Origin of the sequence: Sorangium sp. So ce204, assembly GCF_051526795.1 — a bacterium.
GTDB classification, from domain to species: Bacteria; Myxococcota_A; Polyangia; order Polyangiales; family Polyangiaceae; genus Sorangium; species Sorangium cellulosum_B.
In genome coordinates, this window is sequence record NZ_CP150317.1 from 3,499,528 (window position 1) to 3,521,908 (window position 22,381).

Consider the following 22,381-nt stretch of genomic DNA (forward strand, 5'->3'; position numbering starts at 1 on the left):
TCGAGCGGGAGGGGGCCGCCGCTCGACCCGATGACGTTCCGTGTTCCAAGGCCGAAGCCCGGGTACGATCTCAAGTCGCTCCCGCTGAAACCCGCGGAGGCGTTCCTCCTGTCCCGCATCGACGGCGTCCTGACGGATCGGGATCTGTCCTTGATCACGGGCATGTCGCACGGCGATACCGTCGAGGCGCTGCGCCGCTTGCGCGACCTCGGCGCGATCCTCCTGGACGGGGAGCCCTCCGGACAGCCTCCGCCGCGGGACGCCGCGCGGCGCGCGGCCGCGGTGGATCCGGAGAAGACGATGCCGTCCGGGTCCGAGGCCGCCCCGCTCGGTCGGGACGCGCTGCAGCAGGTGGAGTCCCTGCCGCTCTACGATCCCGCCGAGCTCGACGAGCCGGTCGAGCTCGCCTCCGACCGGAAACGGCGGATCCTCGACCTCTACTACCGCCTCGAGGATCTCAGCTATTACGCGCTGCTCGGCGTCGCGGATCAGGCGGACAAGAAGCAGATCAAGAGCGCCTACTACCAGCTCGCGCCGGAGTTCCACCCGGACACCTACTTCCGGAAGCAGCTCGGCTCCTACAAGCCGAAGATCGAGGCCATCTTCACGCGCATCACGCTGGCGCACGACACGCTGACGTCGAAGCAGCGGCGCGCCGAGTACGACGCGTACCTCGAGCAGACCCACAAGAACCGGACGATGGCGGCGCTGATCGAGCAGACGCCGCGCGACATCGCCACGATAACGACCGCCGTCGACGCCACGGTGCGCGCCGCGTTCGCCGATCCGCGCGACATGGGCGCGTCGCCCGGGCGTTATTCCTCCGAGCGCGCGCCCGCAGAGCAGGGCGCGCCCGCTGTGTCCTCCGGCGCCGCCGCGCCGGTTCAGCCGTCGCCGGCGCAGCCGCCCGCAGGAGGACGCTCGCCCGACAACGGAGGCGCGCCGGCGCGGAGCGCAGCGCCGGCCTCGCCTGTCGCGCCTGCCCCCACCGCCAAGGACCGGCGTGAGACGTTCGCGCGCAAGCTCACCGGAGGCTTGCGGCGCGCTCCGCCAGGGGCGCCCTCTGCATCGACGGCCGCTGCGTCCGGGGCGGCTGCAACGCCGGCTGCGGTGACCGTTGCGCCTCGGACGGCCATCTCGCCGGTCGCGGTGACCGCTGCGCCTCGGGCGGCCACCCCGCCGGCCGTGGCGACCGCTGCGCCTGGAGCGGCCGTCGCGCCAGCTGCGGCGGCAGGCGCCCCTGCGGCGCCGCCGAAGACCCCTTCCGGCGTGCGTTCGCCGGAGTCGATACGGGCGGTCGAGGCGCTCAAGGCGCGTTACGAGAACGCCCGCAACGAGGCGCTCCGGAGCCAGATCGCGCGGTACTCCGACGTGGCTCGGGCCGCGCTCGAGCGGAGCGAGTTCGCGAGCGCGGCCAACGCGTACCGGATCGCCGCGTCGCTGGCTCCGGAGGACGCCGAGCTCCAGAGCGCGTCGGCCGAGGTGGAGCGCCTCGCGGCGGTGGCGCTGGCGGACGGGTACCTCAAGCAGGCCGAGTACGAGGCACAGAACGGCCGCTGGGTCGAGGCGGCGCTGAGCTACGTGAAGGTGTGTAACGGCCGCCCGGACGACGCCGGTGCGCACGAGCGGGTCGCGCACGCGACGCTCCTGGCCGGGGAGAGCTCGCGGCGGGCGGTGGAGTTTGCGCGGCGAGCGGTGGAGCTCGTGCCAACCTCCGTGGAGTACCGGATCACGCTCGCGCTGTCGTACGCGGCCGCGGGGCTCGCGAAGAGCGCGGCCGGCGAGCTCGATCGCGCCGCCGAGCTCGCAGGGAACGATGGTAGGCTGCGCGGTCTCGTCGCGCAGGCGCGCGAGCAGGCCAAACAGCAGGGGAAGCAAGTCTAGCGCCGGCCCTTACAGAAGGCGCGCCGGCCTCGGGCAGGCCCGGGGCGGCGCCTTCCGCATGGCCGGCGCACGATTGGCCCGCTCGGCTCCGCGAAACGGTCTAGCATCGTGGCCTCAGCGGCCGTTCGGGCCGAAGATCACAAGAGGAGCAGCGGCATCGATGGAGCGTGTCATCGGCATTGACCTTGGCACCACGAACTCGTGCGTTGCCATCGTCGAGGAGGGCGTCCCGACCGTCATCCCGAATCGCGGTGGGTACAAGACGACGCCGTCCATGGTCGCGATCACCGAGGCCGGGAAGCGGCTCTGCGGGCACATCGCGAAGCGGCAGGCGATCACCAACGCCGAGAACACGGTCTACGCCGCGAAGCGGCTGATCGGCCGGAAGTGGTCGTCCCCGCAGGTGAAGAACGCGATCCTGACCGCCTCGTACAAGATCGTCGAGGGGCCGCACGGCGACGTCCGCATCCAGCTGCGCGACAAGACGTACTCGGTCCCCGAGATCAGCGCGATGGTCCTCCAGGAGATGAAGCTGTTCGCCGAGGACTACCTCAACGAGCCGGTCTCCAAGGCGGTCATCACGGTCCCCGCCTACTTCAACGACAACCAGCGGCAGGCGACGAAGGACGCGGGCCAGATCGCGGGGCTCGACGTCATCCGCATCGTCAACGAGCCGACGGCGGCGGCGCTCGCGTACGGGTTCGGCAAGAACGTCGAGAAGACGATCGCCGTCTTCGACCTCGGCGGCGGCACGTTCGACATCTCCGTGCTCGAGATCGGCGCGGGCGGGGTCTTCAAGGTCATCGCCACGGCGGGGGACACGTTCCTCGGCGGCGAGGACTTCGACGCGCGCGTCATCGACTGGCTGGTGCAGGGCTTCAAGGAGCAGCACGACGTCGATCTGCGGCAGGACCGGATGGCGCTCCAGCGGCTCAAGGACGCGGCCGAGAAGGCGAAGTGCGAGCTGTCCAGCGTCCTGGAGACCGAGATCAACCTGCCTTTCATCATCTCGAGCGCGCGGAACGAGGCGCTGCACCTCCAGCGGACGCTCTCGCGGGCCACGCTGCAGGAGCTGTGCGAGGACCTGGTCGAGCGGTGCATCGAGATCTGCAGCCAGACGCTCGAGGACGCGCGGCTCGACCGCGACGAGATCGAGGACGTCGTGCTCGTCGGCGGCATGACGCGCATGCCGAGGGTGCAGGAGGCCGTCCGCGACTTCTTCGAGCGCGAGCCCTGCAAGGGGGTGCACCCCGACGAGGTGGTCGCGCTCGGCGCGGCGGTGCAGGGCGCCGCGCTCGTGGACGAGACGAAGCAGATGATCCTGCTCGACGTCACGCCGCACGCGCTCGGCATCATGACGTTCGGGTCGAACTTCGAGGAGCTCATCCCGCAGAACACCACGGTGCCCACGAGCCGGTCGAAGATCTTCACGACGAGCCGCGACAACCAGACCGCCGTGAAGATCCTGGTCATGCAAGGCGAGCACCAGAAGGCGACGGACAACGAGCTGCTCGGCGAGTTCATCCTCACCGGCCTGCGCCGCGCGCCGAAGGGGCAGGTCGAGATCGAGGTCACGTTCGAGATCAACAGCGACGGCATCGTCTCGGTGAGCGCGAAGGATCTGGAGACGGGCCAGCAGCAGTCGATCCAGGTCACCGCGTCGAGCGGCCTCACGAAGGAGGAGGTCGGCGAGATGATGGAGGCGGCGAAGGAGTACCTCGTCGATCGCCGCGCGAGCGACCAGTTCGAGGGCGTCCGGCAGGAGGCCGAGAAGCTCATCGCCGAGATCGAGCGGATGTTCCCGCAGGTCGAGCAGATCGTGGCGTCCAGCGACTTCGGCCGCGACGCCATCGGCAAGGCGCGCGGGATCGTGGATCGCTCGCGTCAGGCCATCGGCCGGCGCGACGCCGCCGCGGTCAAGGAGCAGATGGAGGCGCTCTCGCGCACCCACCGGATGTTCAAGGGCGTCGTAGCCAGGCCACAGGGGTGATGGGTGGCCGCGATGAGGGAAGACGATGCGGTCGGTGCCGCCTGACTCCAAGACCCTGGACTCCTCCTGGGGGCTCGACGAGGTGGACGAGCTCGAGGACACCCAACCGGTCGCCTCGGAGGAGCTCCTCGCGCTCGCTGCGCTCGCCCGCGAGGAGAAGGGCTCACCCCGCATGGAAACCCCGCCCGCCGGCACGCCTCTGCAGCCGGACGGCGAGGGCAAGATCACGCTCCCGCCGCCGATCCCCGTCAGCGACTACGTGGCAAAGATGATGACCCGCCGCTCTCACTCGAGCTCCGAGATCACCGCCCAGCGGCAGCGCCCTCCGGAGGCCTTTCCGCCGGAGGGGTATCCGCCCGCCCCGCCGCCGCGCAGGACGATCCCCTGGGAGCCGCCGCCCGGCTCCTCGTTCTCGGCCAAACACGGCTCTCTCGGCCGAGAGGCGGCGAGGCTCGGCCTGGAGTGCGACGAGCCCGGGGTCCCGTCGCGGCCCGGCGGGCGGATGGGGTTCGGATCGCTCGACCCCGAGCGCGACTTCGGGTCGGAGCTCGACGACGATCTCCTGCGCGAGCCGGGCCCGTCGTACCCGCGCAGCTTTGGCGAGATCGACGTCTTCGGTGGTCCGCCGGTCGATGCGCGGGACGTCCACCTCCCCCCGGCGGCGAAGGGGCGCGCCCCTCGTCCGGACGACGGCGGGCCGCTGGGCATCGATTTCCGCCTCGATCTCGGGTTCGAGGAGCCGGGCCCTCCGGTGGACGAGCCGCCGATCACGCCGCCGCCCGGCACGCTCCGTTACGGCCTGATCGTGGAGGACGACGAGCCCGCGTTCCGTGGCGGGACGGGCGCGCTCGCCGGTTCGACCTCGTACAGGGTCTCGGGCGAGGCGCAGGGCGCGGCGCGCGCTCCGCGCCGCTCCGAGACCGAGCGCGCGCCCGCGGCCGTCGCGAAGGTCGACAAGGGGGTTCATTCACGCGCGACCGAGCCCCAGCTGAGCGCCCAGGGGCCGCGGGAGCAGATGCAGCACCGCTTCGATCAGGGCGATTTCGGCGGCGCCCTCATCCTCGCGGAGGGCCTGCTCGAGGAGAACCCGAAGGACTGGATGGCGCGGCAGTACGCGGACAGCTGCGTCGAGGCGCTCCGGCAGATGTACCAGTCGCGCCTCGGAGACGGCTCGCGGGTGCTGCGGCTCGCGGTGTCGCCGGATCAGCTCCGCTCGCTGAACCTCGATCACCGCGCGGGCTTCCTGCTCTCGTGCATCGACGGCTACAGCTCGATCGACGAGATCCTCGACGTGTCGGGCATGCAGTCGCTCGAGGCCTTGCGGCTCCTGTACGAGCTCGTGCAGGAGGGGATCGTCTGCAGCGTCTAGGCGCCGGCCTCCCCTGACGTCGCGGCGTCGCCTCATCGCTCCGAGCGGACCGCCGCGACCGCCGCGTCCCCAGACCCGCCTTTCCGCGATGCCGCAACCTCGCTAGGTTGCACCGGTGCGCACGGCTCTCCAGGCCGCTGTCGGTCTCCTCCTCGCGCTGCTCGCCGGCCGCATGGGCGCGTCGCTCCTCTCGACGGTCCAGCCGATCGAGCCCGACGCTCCGGCCCGGCGGTCGCCGGCCGCTCCCTCCGGCGCGAGCGCCGCGCCGGCGCTGGCAGCTCCGGCGCCCGCGCCTCCGCCGGACGCCGAGCTCGCGGCCCACGCCGATCCGATCGCGAGCTACACGCTGCGCGCGAGCCTCGATCCGGCGCAGCACACGATGCACGGCGAGGGCACGCTGGTCTGGCGGAACGCGTCGCGCGAGCCGCAGCGCGAGCTGTTCGTCCACCTCTACCTGAACGGCTTCAAGGACCCGCGCACCGTGTTCCTCCGCTCGTCCATCGACGGCTTTCGCGGTGGCGAAATGCTATATGATTACGGGCATATCCAGGTGACCCGCTTCGCGGTTCGCGAGATGGAAGGCGCGGACGTGTGGCCCCGCGGGAAGCCCACGACGCCCGGCGATCCCGACGACGAGACCGACATCCGGGTGGAGCTGCCGCGGGCCGTACCGCCGGGCGAGGCGATCACGATCGATCTCGCGTGGGACGCGGACCTCCCGTCGCTCGCGCTCAGGACGGGTCACCACGGGAGCTTCCACATGGTGGGGCAGTGGTTCCCGAAGATCGCGCGCCTCGAGCCCGACGGGCGCTGGGCGCACTTCCCTTACCACCGGCTCTCGGAGTTCTACGCCGACTTCGGGGCGTACGACGTGACGGTCGACGTCCCGGAGCGCTTCGCGGTCGGGGCGACCGGCCGGCTCGTGGAGGAGCGGCGGGCCGACGGGCGAGCGATCCGCCGGTTCGTGCAGGAGGACGTGCACGACTTCGCCTTCGCCGCGTGGGACCGCTTCCGCGAGCTGCGCGCCACGACCGGCGACGGCGTCGCGATCCGGTGCCTCTTCCCCGAGGGGAGCGAGCGCGAGGCGGCGCTGGAGATCGACCTGGTCCGGTTCGGCCTCGAGCGCTTCGGCGCGGCGTTCGGCCGCTACCCGTACGGCACGCTCACGATCGTGCACCCGCCGGAGGGCGCCGAGGAGGCGGGCGGCATGGAGTATCCGACGCTCATCACGACCGGCGGCAGCTGGCTCTGGCCCGCCGTGGGCGTGCGCTTCGTCGAGGCGGTCACGGTGCACGAGCTCGCGCACCAGTGGTTCTACGGCCTCGTCGCGACGAACGAGCACCGCTACCCGTTCCTCGACGAGGGCCTCACCACCTACGCGGAAGCGGGCGCGCTGCGCGCGCGCTACGGCGACGGCTCGTGGGCGCGCCTGCTCGGCCTCGAGATCGACCTCCGCGCGCAGTACCGCGCCGACGCGCTCACGTCGGGCCACAACGGCGCCGTCGCCCAGCCGGCCGCGGGCTTCGTCGACGGAAAGGACTACCTCGGGCTCGTGTACGGGAGGCCCGCGGTGCTCCTCGCGACCCTCGAGGGCGTGTACGGCGAGGACCTCGTGCGGCGAGCCGTCGGCCGCTACGCGCGCGAGAACCGCTTCCGGCACCCCGGCCCCGAGGCGCTGCTCGACGCGGTGCGGCGGGAGGTGGGCGACGAGGCGGCCGAGGCGCTCCGAGCCGGGCTCTTCGAGCGTGCGTGGGTCGACTACACCGTCGAGGCGTTCGACGCATGGCCCGCGGACACCGCGGCGCCCGCGCCGGGCGAGGCCGGGATCGAGGCGGCGGGCTACCGCGGCCGCGCCGTCGTGCGGCGCCGCGGCTCGCTCGTGCTCCCCGTCGACGTCGCGCTGCACGGCGAGGACGGGAGCGTGCAGCGGGCGCGGTGGGATGCGCGTGAGAGCACCGCCGCGATCCCTTACGCCGGCGCCTCTCCGCTCGTCGCGGTGGTGATCGACCCCGACCACCGGGTGCTGCTCGACGAGGACCTTGCGAACAACGCGCGCCGATCGCGCCCCGACCTCCTCGCGCCCGGCGTGCTCTCGCGCGCGAGCTTCGCCGTGGGGCTCGCGCTCACGCTCCTCGGGCCATGAGCGCGCCGGCGGAGCGGGGCGCGAGCGATCCGGGCTCGCAGGGGGCCGCGGGGGCCGAGCCAGGGCGCGCGGCGGGGCGCCCCGCCGCGCACGAGCGGCCAGCGGCGGTCGCGCTGTACTTCGGCTACCGGGCGCTCGCCTCGCTCGTTGTCGCGGCGCCGCTGTCCGTCTTCGTGGCCCAGATCGTCGGCGAATACCCGCGCGGCGACGCGATGCTCTTCGATCCCGGCGGCCTGATGCTCAGCGAGCTCGCGCGTCTCTCGGCGCACGCCGCCGCTGCCCTCGCCACGCAGCTCGGCCTGGGCACCCTGCTGGCCGCCGCGCTCGGGCTGCTCCCGCTCGCGGTGCTCCTCGCCGCGCTGAGCCAGAAGGGACCGCTCTCCGCGCAGGACCTGGGAGGCCGCGCGGCGCGCGCCCTGGGCCCGCTCGCGCTGCTCTGGGGCGTCGCGCTCGCGGCGCAGGTCGCCGCTGCGGCGCTCGTCCTGCTCCCCGGGACGAAGCTCTGCGCGGAGCTCCCGATCCTGCCGCGCGGCCGCGACCTTGCGGCGATCGCCGTCGCCGTTGTCGCGCTGGTGCCGGTCGCGGCCATCGCCCTGCTCCACGATCTCGCGCGGGTCGCCGTGGTCGGTGAGCAGCGGGGCTTCTACACCGCCGTCTCCAGAGGGCTCGACGCGCTGCGCGGCGCTCCGCTAGCGGCCGTCTGGGCCTGTGCGTCCCGGGGCGCCCTCGCGGCCGTCGCGCTCGCCGGCGGGGCGTTGGGCATGCACCTCGCCGGGGTCAGCAGCGGCCTGCGCGTCGCGGCCGCGCTCGCCGCGCAGCTCGCGGCGCTCGCCGCCGCGGCCTACCTGCGCGCCTCGTGGCTCGCGGCCGCCTTCCGGCTGCTCGATCGCTCCGCGGAGCGCGCCGAAGAATTCCTTGACATTCGACCACATCCGCGTAACGTAGCCCGCCCGTGACCGACGCTTCCGGCGTAAGCGCGGGGCCCGCAGCAAGCCCAGGTAGCTCAGTTGGTAGAGCAGAGGATTGAAAATCCTCGTGTGGGCGGTTCGATTCCGTCCCTGGGCACTACCGTTCTCTTGCTTGGATCGGCGAGCAAACGCCGCCGTACCGTCCTCACACGCTAGCGTGAGCAGCCGTTCCGCACGGCGCAGCCGCTTGTCGTGGGTTCGCAGGTCTGCGGGTAACTCCTCCTCTCGCCAGCTGGCCTCGGCGGCTCGCTGCGGGGGAGCGCGCAGCTGTCTGTTCAGGAGTACTTTCGCGGGTTTGGCCACATCGGGTGACAGTGGAACTTGGTTCCGGTGCGGTAGCGATCCTGATAAGGTGACGGGGGGATCACTCGTTGCAACCTGAACACTCCGGAGGCGTCCCAGGGAACGGCGCCTCCTCATGGAGGCTCCCTCATGGCCGATCGTCGTGTCGACTCCTCGCGAAAGAGCTCTCCGGAAACGGCCTCCGCTTCCGACTCGGCGCCGCGGAGCCGGCCGTCCGCGCCAAGTAGCCAGCCCAGCGAGACCGCTCGAAAGAAGAAGATCCTCGTCGTCGACGACTCGCTGACTTCGCTGCTGTCACAGCAGCTGACGCTCGGCGTGGACGACTACGACATCGTCATCGCGCGCAACGGCAAGGAGGCCATCGCGAAGGCGATTTCGGAGCGCCCCGATCTCATCTTGATGGACGTCGTCATGCCGGCGATGGACGGCTTCCAGGCCTGCAGGTGGCTCCGCGCGTTCGACGCGACGAAGACCGTGCCGATCATCATGATGACGACGAGGAGCGATCAGACGAGCATCAAGATCGGCTTCGCGAACGGGTGTACCGACTACCTCATCAAGCCTTTCGACAGCAATACGCTGCTCACGAAGGTCCGCACCCACCTCGGCGAATAAGCGATCTCGCCCTCTCGGCGCGCGCCAGGCGCTGCTTCGATCGAACCCTGGCGACCGGAAAGGCCCTCCGCGCGCAGGAGCAGCTTGCAGGAAGACGGGACGGCAGGCGCCGCGTGAGGCCTGCCGCGACACCTACCCGAGCGCCGCGAGCGCGCCCCGCGAGAGGTGCCCTGTCGCGAGGGGCGCAGAGGAGCCACGCGGCGCGCGCGACAGGCTCGGCGCCGGCCGTCGATCAGAAGAACTGGGCCACGACGGCGCCGGACACGGGCAGTCCGGCGCATTCGCGCAGGTTCTCTATCACCGTGTTGCACCCGGCGATGGCGACGTCTCTGCCGTCGCACACGAACTCATCGTCGATGCAGGAGATGGCCTCGTCGAACTGGTCCTGGCAGCCGTCGTACTCCGCGGATCTCTCGGCGTCCTCGAGGGCGTCCACGCACTCCACCTCGTCTCTTTCGCTGCACGAGCCAGTGCAATCGCACTTGTCCTCGCACAGGCCGGACAGCGAAGCACCACAGCCCGGAAGCATGGCGAGCGCGAGCGCGAGGGCGATCGTGAACGAGGGGGCGAGCTTCAAGGGGTATCCTCCGAGCTGGACGCGCAGCGCGCGAGCTACGATGACGGTGGCTCTCTTATCGCGTCCGCGGAGGAGGCACAAGCCCGCACGTGCGCCGCCGGCCGTACCCCAGGGAGCTGGCCAGTGTGCGATACCGTCTCCCTCTCAGTTCCCCCTCAGTTCCCCCTCAGTTCCCCCTCAGTTCCCCCTCAGTTCCCCCTCAGTTCCGCTGGCCTCGTTTGGCTCCTTCGGACCGCGCCGGCCAGAGCCGGCGGAAGCCGATGCCGAGGAGGGTGCCGTCGTCGCGCCGCACCAGGCCGCCGAAGCGGCACTTCTCCACCAGCGTGCCTTCGGCGAGATCGCCGCCGTCCTGAAACCGGATGCGCTGGCCCTCGCTCAGGGCCGCGAAGACGCGCGCGTCGGCCGCGATGGCGAGGAGCGACTCCGGCGCAGCGACGCGCAACGGCGCGAGATCGGCAGGGCGCGCTCGGTGAACCACGCCCCGGCGGGTCGCGGCGCTCGCGAGGTCCAGGCCTCGCGCTTCGTCCCGGGTGGATGATGCCGTTGTGGTGGTGTCAATCCACACATCGACGGTGGTGCCACCCCTGTACAGGACCACCCCGGGGAGCGCCTTGCCCGTGGTGGTGGTCAGCAGGACCAGCTCGCCCACGCCGGGCTCGGTCGACGCGCGCCCGCCGAGGCGCTCACGCACCGCGTCCACCGTGGGCGTGGCCGACGCAGGCGCCGTCGCGCGGTCGGCGTGGGCCAGGTGGAGCAGGGGGAGCGAAAACTTGCGCGTCATCGGCCCAACCATTCTACGCGAACCGACGCGCCATCGCTCGGGCGCGGCCCTGGGATCCGCGCCTGAAGCCGCCCGCGTGTCTCCCATCAGGCCGACGCTCGCGGCCCCCGGCTACAGGCCGATGGCGCCCCGGTACATCCACCCCGTCTTGCCGCGGTGCTCGATCTTGTACCAATCGTTCTGCCGGCCAACGAGCTTGACCCGAGTGCCACGCACCAGCCGCATCACCACATCACCCTCCTTGGGCGCGCCGCGGACGAGCGCAGTATCCCAGCTCACCGTGGCCAGGCCGCTCACGGCGGTCTCGCTCGTGGTCGTGCCGGCGGCCTGCTCCTGTTCGCCGCCGCCGGCCTCGGCCTTCCCGGCGTCGGCCTGCGCGCCCGGGGGATAGAAGGTGGCAGTGTAAACGAGGGAGTACCGGCGGTACTTGTGCGGGACTTCCTCGAGCGACACGTTCGAGAACTCCCGCGCTGCGCACTGGAGAATGCCGCTGACGGTCGAGGCCGGCAGGCTCGTCTTCTTCCCCTTGACGACCTGGACCTCCTTCTTCTCGAAGTTGAGCTCGAAGCCGATCGGGAGCTTGCCGTTCACGCCGAGCGCCGCCGGACACTGGGCGAGCTCCTTCAGCCGGGGCAGCGCGATCGGATCGAACTGGAGCTCTCCGCAGTCCTCGACCTTCTTGTTCTTCTTGTCGGAGCAGCGCGTGATCCTGCCAGGGCCGACCACGATCTGCTGCTGGTTCTTCGCGGCGGCCTCGGGAGGCTTGGCCTCGGGCTCCGCGGTCCCGGGCGCCGCTGCCGCGGGGGGAGGGGACGCCGGCGCCGCCGTGGCCTCGGCCGTCGCCTTGACGTCGGAAGGCACGGTCGGGCCGATGCGGACGCCGGCGAGCTTGGGCCACGCGACGCCGACGACAAACCCCACCAGCGCGATCACCCCGACCCGCGACCAGACCGGCTGCTCATCGCCGGGACGGGGGATGTCGACCGTCAGCGGGCGCTGCCTCTTCGCCATGTCCGCCTTCGCCATGTCCAGCACGTCGCCTAGCACAGGTGAGCCATCAGAACGAAATAGTCCGTTCGATCGGGCCGCGGACCGCTCAGTCGCCCGCGATGCCCGCCGCCTCGAGGAGCGGTCGCACCCGGGACTGCGCGATGGCGTAGACCGCGCGCACGTCGTCGCGCCGGGCGTAGACGACGTTCGTGCCGCGGAAGGCGTCGCCCGCGCCGATCGCGAACGTGAACGACCCCACCGGCGCCCGCGACGGGACCGCGCCGCTTTCCTCCGCCGGGGCGGCCTGCGGCCGGGAAAACTCGACGGTGACCCGGAGGCGCGGCGGGCCGAGGCCATGGCGCCGCTCCGGCTCGCCCAGCGCGACGGCGCCCTCGGCCCGAAGCTCGGCCAGCGCGTCCCGGACGCTCGCGGCCAGCGCGGCGGCGGTCGCCTGATCGGCCGCTCCCGCGATCGTGAAGCCCTCCGGCGAGCGCTCGATCACGACCGGCTTCGCTTCCCGAGGGGCCAGCGTCACCCGCGCGATCTCGTGAGGCGGGACGAGGAAGACGTCGCGGCGGAGCAGCAGGCGACCGGCCGCGGCCTCCAGCGCCGGCGGCGCGACGAACACCGCAGCGCCGTCCCCGGCGCGCGCGAAGGAGCCCGCGCCTGCGCGCGCGCCGAGCGCCACCCGGGCCGCGCGCGTCGCCGCGCCGGTGCTTCCACCGCCGGGCTCCGGCGCGGGGTCGAGCTCGGCCTCGACCACGAGCCGGGGCGCGCCGAGCTCGTGGCTCTGGCCAGCCTCCTCGGCGATCCAGCGCTCGGCCTGGAGGCCGGCGAGCAGCTCGGCGAGCTCGTCGGCCAGCCCGCTGTCGGCCGCGAGGCCCTCGCCTGTCGGATCGACGAGCCGCCAGGCGCCCTCGCCCGTCCGGCGGAGCCGCTGGACCAGGCCGGGGCGCTCGATCCGCAGCGCGCTGACCCGATCGGGGGTGAAATCGAACACCTTCATGGAGCGTAGCGACACCTCGGAAGGAAGGAGCGCGCCGGCGGCCACGGCCGGGATCTCGGCGATCGCGCCGTCCTCGAGCCGCCGGACGTGCACCACGCCGGCCTGCTCGGCGCCGATCTCGAGCGTCTCGATCCGCTCCTGCGGCTCGCCCTCGGCGACCGCGCCCGGCGGCGTCGAGACGACGCGGAGGGTGGCCCGAGGCGAGGCGAGGCCGATCGCCGCGCGATCGCTCGCCCCGGGCAGGAGGCGCGCGGCGCGCACGTCGAGGATCGCCTGGACCAGGGCGCGGCCCGTCTCCGTCGGGACAGGCCGGTCCTGGGGAGCCCGCAGGTGCCACTCGCTGCCGGCGCGCGCGAGCTCCAGCGAACGCTCGCCGGCGGCGAGCTTCACCTCGGCGACCTCGTCGAGCGGCGCGGCGACGAGCGCGAGATCGACGAAGCGCGACGCCTCCTCGGTGAGCGGCTCGAGCACGCTCGCGGGCACGCAGGCGGCCGCGCGCGCGGGCTCGCGCCGCGCCGCGACGACGTGATCGGGCCTGCCCGGGCAGGCGCCGCCCACGTCGATCACGCCGCGCTTCGCCGCGGGATCGCTCGGCTCCAGCGTCAGCGTGACCCGGGGGCCGCCGGAGGACGCGGCCTGCCGCGCTTCCTCCTCCGAGAGGAACGCCTCGGCCTGCATGCGGTCGAGCGCCGAGAGCACGAGATCGAGCGCCGGCGCGCTGACCCGGACGCCGCTGCCCTCGGGCGAGCCCTCCGCGAAGCGGAAGCCGGCCCCGCGGCCGCCGCCCCAGGGGGCGCGCGAGAACCGCCGCGATCCGCCGTCGCCCTCGAGCGTGAGGCCCGAGAGCTCCGCGGCGACGTAGGGGACGAAGCTCCGCGAGCGGAAGCGATCCGGCGGCACCTCGAGGGCCGAGGCGAGCTGCTTCGTGATGACGAAGACGCCTCGGCCCGCGACCTCGGCGTAGACCGCGCCGGGCGGCGTCGGGGCGCCGCCGCCGAGCAGCAGGCGCTCGCGGCGCGGGCCCATCGCGAGCGCGATCGAGAGCCTGGGCGGGGCCAGGCCGAGGGCGCCCGGGTCGCTCGCCTCCGCGGAGACGCGCCGCTCCGCGGTCGCGAACTCCAGCGTGCCGAGGAGCTGGTCGACCGTGGGCTCGTCGGCCGGGTAGCGCTGCCCGTCGATCTCGACGTTCCAGGGGCGCTGGCCGGCGTCGTCGACCTCGCCGCGGGTGAGCCGCGCGGTCCGCGGCGCGCCGGGCGCGGCCATCGTGACGGTGAGCTCGGTGATCTCGTCGGGTCGCCACGCTTCGATCAGGTGCTTCTTGCGCCGCTCGGCCTCGTCGGTGGACACCGAGCCCCGGTCGAGGACGAGCAGCGCGACGGCCGCCGCGGCGGTGAGCGCGACAAGGAGCAGCGTCGTCGCGTGCCGGCGCAGCGGCCGCATCACGGCGATCCTTCGCGCTCGGCCCCGGCCCCGGCCGGCGCGCCGCGCGCGTCGCGTCCGGCCGGCGCGCCGGGGCCCCCCTTGTCGCCGGGGCGGCGCTCGGAGCCGCGCCGCGCCAGGTACACGGCGAGGCCGAGGAGGGCCGCGGCGAGCGGCATGTACACGATGACGTAGCGGAAGATCCCGGCGAGCGAGTCCTCGCTGATCCGCAGGCCCGCCGTGAACGCCGGCTTGTCCGGGATGTCGAGCATGGGCGGGCTCGCCGCGAGCCAGGACAGCGCGCTCTCGACGAGCACGGCTGTCCCGCGGAGCTCGGGGCTCTGCCAGTTCGCGCCGTAGAGCACGCCGGGCGAGCCGACCACCACGACGCGCGGCCCGTGCGCGGCGCTGGACCCCGCGGGCTTCGGCAGCTCCGAGGCGCAGGCGACCGTGAGCGGACCCGGGTGATCGCCGTCGCGCGGCTTCGGTTCGGACGGATCCCGGGCCCAGCCGAAGAAATCGACCATGCCGAAGGCCTTGTCGCTCGTCACGAGCAGGGGCGCCGGGACCACCGGCCCGCTCGCCGTGGGCGCGAGCGAGCTCGCCACGGTGAGCACCGGGCCGAGCCCGAGATCGGCCGCCTTGATCAGTCCTTCGGTGATCGGGTGCGGCCTGACGATCGGCGCGAAGGTCTCGCCGAAGCCCTGCGTCGACCGGAGCTTCGGGTCGAGCTCGAACACGAAGTCCGACCGGAGCTCGACCCCCGCCACGGCGAGCAGGCCCGAGAGCCCGAGGTCCACGTACCGCTGATCGCTCTCGTCCGGCACGGGCCCGAGCGCGATCAGCGCGCTGCCGCCCCTCTCGATGAACGCGCGGTAGCGGGCCACGTCGCTGGCCGGCACCGGCCGGCTCGGCCCGGCGAGGACGAGCACCCGGCAGCGGTCGAGATCGACCTCCGGCGCGGGCTCCGCCGGCGCGGCGAGAGCCTCCTCTTCGTCTTCGTCGCCGTGGTCGTGGCCGTCCGCGCCGCGGCGGCCGCCGAGCGCCACGACCTCGTAGTTGTTCTTGTTGAGCCGGTCTTTCAGCGCCGCGAGCCCGCCGGCGCCGCCGGCCTCGATCGACTTCTCGCCGTGCCCGGCCGCGAAGCAGATCAGCGGCCGCTCGCTGCGCAGGACGCTCCGGATCGCGCCGGTGAGCGCCTGCTCGAGCCGCGGGCGCGACCGCAGGTCGTCCTCGTCCTCGACCTCGACGAGGTCGCTCGCCGTCAGGAAATGGGGCCGATCGCCGCGCGCGACGATGATCGCCGCGTCCGTGACGATGCGCCCGTCGTCCGTCTTGCCCGCGACGACGCCGTAGCGCTGCTGCACCGCCAGGAACTCCGCCGGGCGCCGGTCGGGATCGGTCACCTCGACCTCGATCCGCGGGTTCTCGGCCCGGTACGCGTCGAGCAGGTGCCGCACCGAGAGCGTCAGGGGGTCGCCCTCCGAGAGCAGGACGTAGACGCGGATCGGCTCCTCGATCGAGCGCAGCGTCGAGACGGTCGCGTCGCTCAGCGTGTACAGGCCGCCCTGCGTCCAGTCCCAGCGCTTGTAGTGGCGGGCGACGAGCAAGTTGACCAGCACCGCGAGCACCATCGCCGCGATGATCCCGACGCTCGTCGAGAGCTTCTCGCCGAGCGAGGTGCCCGGCGGCGGAGCCCCGGCTTGCGCGGGCCGCTCTCCGGACATCAGCCCCACCTCCACGCGTCCACCGCGCGCACGGTCACGAACAGCGGCAGCGCGACCACCGTCGCGTCGAACACGAGGCGGCGCAGATCGACGATCCCCCGGGAGAAGTCGTTCATCTGCGTCCACACCGAGACGTAGGCGCAGAGGTCGTGGGCCGGGCCGTCCGGGAAGATGAACTCGCCGATGCCGAGGATGAACATGCCCATCACCGCCATCGTGCTGAGCACCGCGGCCATGAGCTGGCTCTTCGTGAGCGCGCTGGTCATCGTCCCGATCGCGAGGTAGCCGGCGCCGACCGCGAAGACGGCGAGGTAGCTCGACCCCACGACCCGCCAGTCGAGCTCGCCGGTCCTGCCGATGAGGACGACGTAGAGCAGCGTCGGCGCCCACATCGCGACGTACGTCACGAGGGCCGCGGCGTACTTCGCCAGCACCACGCCGGCGGAGCCGACCGGCGCCGTCAGGAGCGCCTCGATCGTGCCGCTCCTGCGCTCCTCCGCGAAGAGCCGCATCGTGAGCAGCGGGCAGACGAAGAGCAGCGGCAGGTAGATCAGGATCGTCTGGCCGAAGAAGACCTGCACCGGGCCCGTGTCGGCGGAGAGCTCCACCTCGCCGGCGAACTGCGTCGCGATCAGGAAGAAGTGCACGCCCTGCACCAGCAGGAACGTGGTGATCAGCACCCACGCGAGCGGCGTCACGAAGAGCGAGAAGAGCTCCCGCTTGAAGATCGGCCAGAAGCCCCTCACCGCCGCTCCTTCACCGCGCCGCCCTCGCCGCGCCGGGCCGCGCTGCCCTTCTTCTTCTGGTTCCGGTCCCCGGCCGCCGGCCGAGGCGCCTCGCCGCCCTCCGCCCCGGGCTCGGCCGGCTCTCCGGCGCCGCCCCGCGCGCCGGCGTCGTCGGCCGCGGTCAGCTCGGAGAAGACCTGCTCCAGCGAAGGGGCCCAGGGGACGAGCTCGCGCACCCCGAGGCCCGCGGCGACCAGCGCGGCGACGAGGCGCTCGGCGGCCTCGCCCGCGTCGGCGCCGGCGTCGAACTCGACCGTGAGCCGCGCCGCCTCGCCGGCGTCCTCCGCCTCGGCCGAGCGGACCTGCGCCGCGCCGCGCGCCACCGCGAGCGCCGCGTCCACCGCGCCGCGCACGACGACGCGGGCGCCGGACGACCGGCGCATCGCGCGGATCTCGTCGATCGAGCCCTCCGCCACGAGCCTCCCGCGGGCGATCACGAGCGCCCGCGTGCACGTCGCCTCGACCTCGGAGAGGATGTGCGTCGAGAGCAGCACCGTGCGGTCACGGCCGAGCCGGCGCACGAGCGCGCGCACCTCGCGGATCTGGTTCGGATCGAGGCCCGCCGTCGGCTCGTCCAGGATGAGCAGCGGCGGGTCGCCGACGAGCGCGTCCGCGAGGCCGACCCGCTGGCGGTAGCCCTTCGAGAGGTGGCCGATCAGGACGCTCGCGACGTCCTCGACGTGCGCGTCGCGGAGGGCGCGCGCCACGGCCTCGCCGCGCGCGCGCCGCGGCACGAGCTTCAGCTCGGCGCGGAACGCGAGGTACTCCGAGACGCGCATCTCCGGGTAGAGCGGCGAGGTCTCGGGCATGTACCCGAGCGAGGCCCGCGCGCGCATCGGCTCCTCCGCGATGTCGTGGCCGGCGATCCGCACCCGGCCGGACGTCGCGCCGAGGAACCCCGCGAGGATGCGGAGGGTCGTGCTCTTGCCCGCGCCGTTCGGCCCGAGGAACCCGACGATCTCCCCCTGGCTCACCTGGAACGAGAGGTCGCTCACCGCCTGGTGGGGGCCGTAGGACTTGGAGAGGTGCTCGACCTCGATCATCGTGGCATCGGGCGCAGGGGGTCAGGGCCGCCGGCGCGGTGCGCGCGGGCAGGCCGGTCGATCGCGCGGAACGCTTAGCGCACCGGGCGGGGCAGGGGAAGCGCGCGCCGGTCTGGCGTGGTCTGGCGGTGGTCTGGCCGCGAGCGGCGCCGGCGAGTAGCCAGAGCCGCGCGTCTCTGGTAACCCTGCGCCGTCGCGCCCGGCGGCCCGGGCGCTCACGCCACGGGCCCCTCTGCAAGGCGACGCACCCGGTGCGCCGAGCGCCGCGGCCCCCTCACACCACCGCTGCACGATGGATCAGACGCTCCTCCGGTCGTATTTCTCGACCATCTACGAGTTCCCCACCCCGGCGGGGACGCTGCGCGTCTCGCTGGACGGCGAGATCGTCCAGGATCAGGCCGGGCTCCCCGAGCTCCTGACCCGCAAGTTCGCGGTGCTCACCGCCTACAACCCGCGCTCGATGCTCATCCCCCGCCGGGTCAACGATCAGCGCCACCACGTCCTCCGCGATCTCCTGATCCTCGGCTGTTACCGGGTGGAGCCGTGCGTCGGCTCCGAGGCGGAGCCGGAGGGCATCTGGCGCGAGCCGGCGTGGCTCGTCCACGGCATGGACCGGGACGAGGCGATCGCCTTCGGCCGCGTCTTCCGGCAGAACACGATCGTGTTCGCGCAAGGCGGCCGGCCGGAGCTCATCATCACCGATCCCACAGCCGACGACATCGGCCGAACTTTCCAGGGGAACTGGCGGGTGCGGTCCTGACCCACGCGGCGGTCGTGGACGTCGATCGCGGATTCCATGTTGAAACGTACCCGCAAAATGTGGGTTCATGCCTAGGCGTTTAGGGATGGGCGGACCGGCCTCGCTCACCACATGAGGAGACACAGCAGAATGCGCACCCAGGTCACCCTCGCAGCGCTCGTCGCGGCGCTCGGGCTCGTCGCCGGCGCTGGCGGCTGCGGCCAGAACAAGGTCTCGGAGTGCAACGCGCTCATCGAGGTCATCAACAAGGGCGTTCAGAGCATCGAGAAAGGCACCAAGGCCGGCACCGACCAGGGCGGGTCGAGCGAGCTGAAGGCGATGGCCGACGCGATGGACAAGGTGGCGGCCGACGCGGCGCAGGTGAAGCTGACCACCCCGGAGCTGCAGAAGTTCTCGGGCGAGTACCAGGCCATGGCGAAGGACGTCGCCAAGGCGGCGCGCGATCTCGCGACCGCGGCGGACGCCAACGACGCGGAGAAGAGCAACGCCGCCCAGGCGTCGATCGAGAAGGCGATCAAGCAGGAAGATCCCCTCGTCGACAACATCAACAAGTTCTGTCAGGCGCCCTGACAGGGCGCCCCCCGGAGCGCTCGCCCTCCGACCGCCGAACAGAGCGACGGTCTCCCGCACAGGAGATGGGCCCAGATCGGCGTTTTCGGCGCGCAAGCGCACTCCTGTGCGCTGAGCACCGAAAACGTCGAGGTGGGCCCGTATCCGAAGCGGGTGACCGCCGCTCTAGGGGACGAAGCGATAGCCGACGCCGCGCACCGTCAGCAGGTGGCGCGGCGTCGTTGCGTTCTCTTCCAGCTTGTTGCGGAGCTGGAGGATGAAATTGTCGATGGTGCGCGGGGTCCCGTGGTGCGTCGGGCCCCAGACCTTGGCCTGGATCTGCTCCCTCGACAGGACCCTGCCGCCCGCCTCGGCGAGGCAGAGCAGCACGTCGAACTCGGTCGCCGTGAGCTCGATCAGCGCGTCGCCGCGGCGGACCTCGCGCGTCGCCGCGTTGATCACGATGTCGCCGGCGCGCAGCTGCGCCCCGTCGGCGCGCGCGATCGCGTCGCGCCGGAGCACGGCCTTCACGCGCGCGAGCAGCTCGGCCAGGCTGAACGGCTTCGTGATGTAGTCCTCGGCGCCGAGCTCGAGGCCCATCACCTTGTCCATCTCGGCGCCGCGCGCGGACAGCATGATCACCGGCAGGGTGCGCCGCTCGTTCCGGAGCATGCGGAGCAGCTCGAAGCCGTTCAGCCGGGGGAGCATGACGTCGATGATGATGAGATCGATCCCGCCGCCGCGGGCCAGCGCGAGCCCGCGCTCCCCGTCCTCGGCCACGAGGACGCGGTAGCCCTCGGCGGTCAGGTTCATCTCGAGACCCATCGCGATGCTGGGGTCGTCCTCCACGAGCAGGACGGTCCGCGCCGGTGTCTGAGGGGTTCGGGTCATGCTGAGGACGTCCTCTAGCATGTTCACGTCCTGACCGGCGGCGGCCGCGCTACGGCGGCGCGCTCGCGTCGGCGCCGTGATCCGACGCGTCGTTGTGCGCCGCGGCGACCGCGGGCGCGGCGTGCGCGGCGTTCGGAGCGCGTCGCTCGGCGCTCGCCTTGGGCGCGCTCCGGAGCGGGAGCACGAGGGTGAACGTGCTGCCCTTCCCGGGCTCGCTGTCGACGAGGATCTTGCCGCCGTGCGCCCGGATGACATGCTTGACGATCGACAGCCCGAGCCCCGAGCCCTCCTGCTGCCGGGCCAGGAGATCGTCGACCCGGTAGAACTTCTCGAAGATCCGCTTGTGCTCCGCGCGGGCGATGCCCTTGCCGTTGTCGCGGACCGTGAGCAGCGCCGACCGGTTGAGGACGTGGGCGGAGACGCTGATCTTCCTCGGCTGGCCGCCGTACTTGTAGGCGTTCGAGAGGAGGTTCACGATCGCGTCGACGAGCGCGCTGCGATCGCAGAGCACGGGCGGGAGGTTCGCGTCGATGGAGACGTCGAGGTCGACGCTGCGCTTCTCGCGGGTCGGCTCGAAGGCGTGGATCGCCTCGTCGGCGATCTCCCCGAGGTGGTGCTCCGAGAGCTCGTAGACGCGCCGGCCGCTCTCCATCCGCCCCCAGTCGAGCAGCCGATCGATGAGCTGCTGGAGGCGGGCGCTCTCCTTGGTGAGCGCCTCGATGCAGCGATCCTCGCTGATCGTGTCGCCGCGCCGGAGCGTGAGGGTCTCGGTGAACATCCGGATCGACGTGAGCGGGGTGCGCAGCTCGTGCGAGACCTTGGACACGAAATCGGCCTGGAGCTCGGACAGGTTGCGCTCGCGCCGGAGGAAGACCCACACGAGGATGACCCCGGTCGCGAGCGTCCCGCAGAACGTGAGGACGATGATCCCCATGATGAGGTTGTACTGGGCCTCGCCGAGGACGAGCAGGAGGAAGCCGACGCCCGACAGGAGCACGCCGGGGATGATGACCAGGTAGACGAGGAGCTGGATGATCCGCCGGTAGCCGAGCGTGGTGAGGTCGCGCCTCGGGGTCCGCATGCCGGCAGCTTAGTGGGGCCCCGCGCCGCCGGCGAGCCGCCGCGCGCGCCTATGCCTCGATCCGCTCCAGCACGAGCGCGGGCGCCTCGGCGGGCGCCGGGCCGAGCCGGAAGGCGGCGCGGACGCGATCGGCCGCGGCCCGCGCGTCGTCCGCCCGGCGCGCGTGGATGCGGGCGAGGGGCGCGCCGCGGTCCACGCGATCGCCGCGCACCGCGGCGAGCTCGATCCCCACGGCGGGGTCCACGCGCTGGTCGGCGCGCGTCCGCCCGGCGCCGAGCGCGACCGCCGACAGGCCGATCTCCAGCGGATCGACGGCGGCGACGTACCCCTCGTCCTGGGCGGCGACCTCGACAACGACGGGGGCGCTAGGCAGCCGGCCGGCGTCCTGCACCACGGCCGGATCGCCCTTCTGCGCGGCGATCATCCGCGCGAGGACCTCGGCCGCCGCGCCGCTCGCGATGGCGGCCTCGAGCTTCGGCCGCGCCTCGGCCGCGCTCGCCGCCGCGCCGCCGGCGATCAGCATCTCCTCGCCGAGGGCGAGCGTGCACGCGACCAGGTCGCCCGGCCCGCGGCCGTGCAGCACCTCGATCGCCTCGCGGGTCTCGATGGCGTTGCCGACGGCGCGCCCGAGCGGGGCGCTCATGTCGGTGAGCAGCGCGGAGACGCGCTTGCCGGCCGCGGTCCCGACGCGCACGAGCGCGGTCGCGAGGGCGCGGGCGTCGCCGAGGGTCTTCATGAACGCGCCGCGCCCGACCTTGACGTCGAGCACGAGCGCGTCGATGCCCTCCGCGAGCTTCTTCGAGAGGATGCTGGCGACGATGAGCGGGATCGACTCGACCGTGGCGGTCACGTCGCGCAGCGCGTAGATGCGCTTGTCCGCGGGCGCGATCCGCGCGGTCTGCCCGATCATGCACGTCCCCACCTCGCGGACGATGCGCGCGAACGCGCCGGCGTCGAGCGCGACGTCGAACCCCGGGATCGCCTCGAGCTTGTCGAGGGTGCCTCCGGTGTGGCCGAGGCCGCGGCCGGACACCATCGGGACGGGGACGCCGCAGGCGGCGACGAGGGGGGCGAGGCAGATCGAGACCTTGTCGCCGACGCCGCCGGTCGAGTGTTTGTCGACCTTCCGTCCGGGCACGCCGGACAGATCGAGGACGTCGCCCGAGTGGAGCATCGCGCGCGTGAGCGCGACCGTCTCGGCGTCGTCCATGCCGCGGAAGAAGATCGCCATGAGCAGCGCGGCCATCTGGTAATCGGCGAGCTCGCCGTCGCTGAGGGCGCGGACGATCCGCGCGATCTCGTCCTCGGACAGCCGCCCGCCGTCGCGCTTCTTGGCGACGAGCTCGACAAGGGTCTGCATCGGCGTCGAGCTTACCCGGGTTCGCCCCTATTTGTCCCTGGCGCGGGCCCCCCTATGGTCGGCGGGAGCGCGCGGACCGTCCCCGCAGGAGAGCGGCACGGCACAGGGAGCGGTCGCGCGGGAGAAGGGAGCCGCAGAGG

18 protein-coding genes and 1 tRNA gene are annotated in these 22,381 nt (G+C 72.7%); 9 read left to right on the forward strand and 10 right to left on the reverse strand.

Annotated elements, in window-relative coordinates; all coding sequences use genetic code 11:
- Positions 1-30 precede the first annotated feature (30 nt).
- The 7 genes from WMF22_RS13310 (at position 31) to WMF22_RS13340 (ending at position 9,272) form a co-directional block, all read left to right on the forward strand.
- Entirely contained in the window at positions 31-1,884 is a 1,854-nt protein-coding gene (locus tag WMF22_RS13310; protein ID WP_438035993.1) for a DnaJ domain-containing protein, read from the forward strand.
- Between the two features lie 160 nt (positions 1,885-2,044).
- The gene (gene dnaK, locus WMF22_RS13315) at positions 2,045-3,874 is read left to right on the forward strand and encodes a molecular chaperone DnaK (protein ID WP_272103249.1); all 1,830 of its coding nucleotides are present in this window, start codon (positions 2,045-2,047) and stop codon (positions 3,872-3,874) included.
- A 34-nt stretch (positions 3,875-3,908) separates the two neighbouring features.
- Positions 3,909-5,243, forward strand: a complete 1,335-nt coding sequence (locus WMF22_RS13320) for a hypothetical protein (protein WP_437299465.1) — start codon at positions 3,909-3,911, stop codon at positions 5,241-5,243.
- Between the two features lie 115 nt (positions 5,244-5,358).
- Positions 5,359-7,386: a M1 family metallopeptidase gene (locus tag WMF22_RS13325; protein ID WP_437299466.1), complete on the forward strand. Its 2,028-nt coding sequence runs from the start codon at positions 5,359-5,361 to the stop codon at positions 7,384-7,386.
- Positions 7,383-8,342, forward strand: coding sequence for a hypothetical protein (locus WMF22_RS13330; protein WP_438035994.1), 960 nt, complete (start codon positions 7,383-7,385; stop codon positions 8,340-8,342). The genes WMF22_RS13325 and WMF22_RS13330 overlap by 4 nt, the downstream gene beginning before the upstream one ends.
- Positions 8,343-8,378: 36 nt before the next feature.
- Positions 8,379-8,451: transfer RNA gene (locus tag WMF22_RS13335), tRNA-Phe, on the forward strand.
- A 335-nt stretch (positions 8,452-8,786) separates the two neighbouring features.
- Positions 8,787-9,272 (forward strand): response regulator, encoded by a 486-nt coding sequence (locus tag WMF22_RS13340; RefSeq protein ID WP_437299468.1) that lies wholly within the window; start codon positions 8,787-8,789, stop codon positions 9,270-9,272.
- 232 nt (positions 9,273-9,504) lie between these two features.
- On the opposite strand, the gene WMF22_RS13345 is transcribed toward WMF22_RS13340, so the two are convergent.
- From WMF22_RS13345 to WMF22_RS13375, 7 genes are all read right to left on the reverse strand, one after another.
- Positions 9,505-9,849, reverse strand: a complete 345-nt coding sequence (locus WMF22_RS13345; RefSeq protein WP_437299469.1) for a hypothetical protein — start codon at positions 9,847-9,849, stop codon at positions 9,505-9,507.
- 199 nt (positions 9,850-10,048) lie between these two features.
- Positions 10,049-10,630, reverse strand: coding sequence for a hypothetical protein (locus WMF22_RS13350; protein WP_437299470.1), 582 nt, complete (start codon positions 10,628-10,630; stop codon positions 10,049-10,051).
- A gap of 111 nt (positions 10,631-10,741) precedes the next feature.
- Positions 10,742-11,656 (reverse strand): SH3 domain-containing protein, encoded by a 915-nt coding sequence (locus tag WMF22_RS13355; protein ID WP_437299471.1) that lies wholly within the window; start codon positions 11,654-11,656, stop codon positions 10,742-10,744.
- Between the two features lie 70 nt (positions 11,657-11,726).
- On the reverse strand, positions 11,727-14,066 hold the full coding sequence (locus tag WMF22_RS13360) for a DUF4340 domain-containing protein (RefSeq protein WP_438035995.1): 2,340 nt from the start codon (positions 14,064-14,066) through the stop codon (positions 11,727-11,729).
- A complete protein-coding gene (locus WMF22_RS13365; RefSeq protein WP_438035996.1) occupies positions 14,066-15,772 on the reverse strand; it encodes a GldG family protein in 1,707 nt (568 codons plus the stop codon). The genes WMF22_RS13360 and WMF22_RS13365 overlap by 1 nt, the downstream gene beginning before the upstream one ends.
- Positions 15,772-16,518, reverse strand: a complete 747-nt coding sequence (locus WMF22_RS13370) for an ABC transporter permease (RefSeq protein WP_437299474.1) — start codon at positions 16,516-16,518, stop codon at positions 15,772-15,774. The genes WMF22_RS13365 and WMF22_RS13370 overlap by 1 nt, the downstream gene beginning before the upstream one ends.
- Positions 16,515-17,600 carry an ABC transporter ATP-binding protein gene (locus WMF22_RS13375; RefSeq protein ID WP_437299475.1) on the reverse strand — a complete coding sequence of 362 codons (1,086 nt, stop codon included), beginning with the start codon at positions 17,598-17,600 and terminating at the stop codon, positions 16,515-16,517. Before WMF22_RS13375 ends, WMF22_RS13370 begins: the two co-directional genes overlap by 4 nt.
- 292 nt (positions 17,601-17,892) lie before the next feature.
- Here WMF22_RS13375 and WMF22_RS13380 point away from each other — a divergent pair, with 292 nt between their 5' ends.
- On the forward strand, positions 17,893-18,360 hold the full coding sequence (locus WMF22_RS13380) for a DUF3293 domain-containing protein (protein WP_012235064.1): 468 nt from the start codon (positions 17,893-17,895) through the stop codon (positions 18,358-18,360).
- Between the two features lie 129 nt (positions 18,361-18,489).
- A complete protein-coding gene (locus WMF22_RS13385; RefSeq protein ID WP_437299476.1) occupies positions 18,490-18,930 on the forward strand; it encodes a hypothetical protein in 441 nt (146 codons plus the stop codon).
- 165 nt (positions 18,931-19,095) lie between these two features.
- Here WMF22_RS13385 and WMF22_RS13390 read toward each other — a convergent pair whose 3' ends face one another.
- Genes WMF22_RS13390 through WMF22_RS13400 form a run of 3 tightly spaced genes read right to left on the reverse strand, consistent with a single transcriptional unit; the run spans position 19,096 to position 22,241 of the window.
- A complete protein-coding gene (locus tag WMF22_RS13390) occupies positions 19,096-19,800 on the reverse strand; it encodes a response regulator transcription factor (protein ID WP_437299477.1) in 705 nt (234 codons plus the stop codon).
- A gap of 49 nt (positions 19,801-19,849) precedes the next feature.
- The gene (locus WMF22_RS13395; protein ID WP_438035997.1) at positions 19,850-20,881 is read right to left on the reverse strand and encodes a sensor histidine kinase; all 1,032 of its coding nucleotides are present in this window, start codon (positions 20,879-20,881) and stop codon (positions 19,850-19,852) included.
- 49 nt (positions 20,882-20,930) lie between these two features.
- The gene (locus WMF22_RS13400) at positions 20,931-22,241 is read right to left on the reverse strand and encodes a thymidine phosphorylase (protein WP_438035998.1); all 1,311 of its coding nucleotides are present in this window, start codon (positions 22,239-22,241) and stop codon (positions 20,931-20,933) included.
- Positions 22,242-22,381: the final 140 nt, after the last annotated feature.

Coding starts and splice junctions, on each gene's coding strand:
- WMF22_RS13390 (WP_437299477.1), bottom strand. CDS start 19,800: ATGACCCGAACCCCTCAGACACCGGCGCGGACCGTCCTGCTCGTGGAG.
- WMF22_RS13395 (WP_438035997.1), bottom strand. CDS start 20,881: ATGCGGACCCCGAGGCGCGACCTCACCACGCTCGGCTACCGGCGGATC.
- WMF22_RS13360 (WP_438035995.1), bottom strand. CDS start 14,066: ATGCGGCCGCTGCGCCGGCACGCGACGACGCTGCTCCTTGTCGCGCTC.
- WMF22_RS13340 (WP_437299468.1), top strand. CDS start 8,787: ATGGCCGATCGTCGTGTCGACTCCTCGCGAAAGAGCTCTCCGGAAACG.
- dnaK (WP_272103249.1), top strand. CDS start 2,045: ATGGAGCGTGTCATCGGCATTGACCTTGGCACCACGAACTCGTGCGTT.
- WMF22_RS13350 (WP_437299470.1), bottom strand. CDS start 10,630: ATGACGCGCAAGTTTTCGCTCCCCCTGCTCCACCTGGCCCACGCCGAC.
- WMF22_RS13330 (WP_438035994.1), top strand. CDS start 7,383: ATGAGCGCGCCGGCGGAGCGGGGCGCGAGCGATCCGGGCTCGCAGGGG.
- WMF22_RS13380 (WP_012235064.1), top strand. CDS start 17,893: ATGGATCAGACGCTCCTCCGGTCGTATTTCTCGACCATCTACGAGTTC.
- WMF22_RS13385 (WP_437299476.1), top strand. CDS start 18,490: ATGCGCACCCAGGTCACCCTCGCAGCGCTCGTCGCGGCGCTCGGGCTC.
- WMF22_RS13355 (WP_437299471.1), bottom strand. CDS start 11,656: ATGGCGAAGGCGGACATGGCGAAGAGGCAGCGCCCGCTGACGGTCGAC.
- WMF22_RS13365 (WP_438035996.1), bottom strand. CDS start 15,772: ATGTCCGGAGAGCGGCCCGCGCAAGCCGGGGCTCCGCCGCCGGGCACC.
- WMF22_RS13310 (WP_438035993.1), top strand. CDS start 31: ATGACGTTCCGTGTTCCAAGGCCGAAGCCCGGGTACGATCTCAAGTCG.
- WMF22_RS13400 (WP_438035998.1), bottom strand. CDS start 22,241: ATGCAGACCCTTGTCGAGCTCGTCGCCAAGAAGCGCGACGGCGGGCGG.
- WMF22_RS13375 (WP_437299475.1), bottom strand. CDS start 17,600: ATGATCGAGGTCGAGCACCTCTCCAAGTCCTACGGCCCCCACCAGGCG.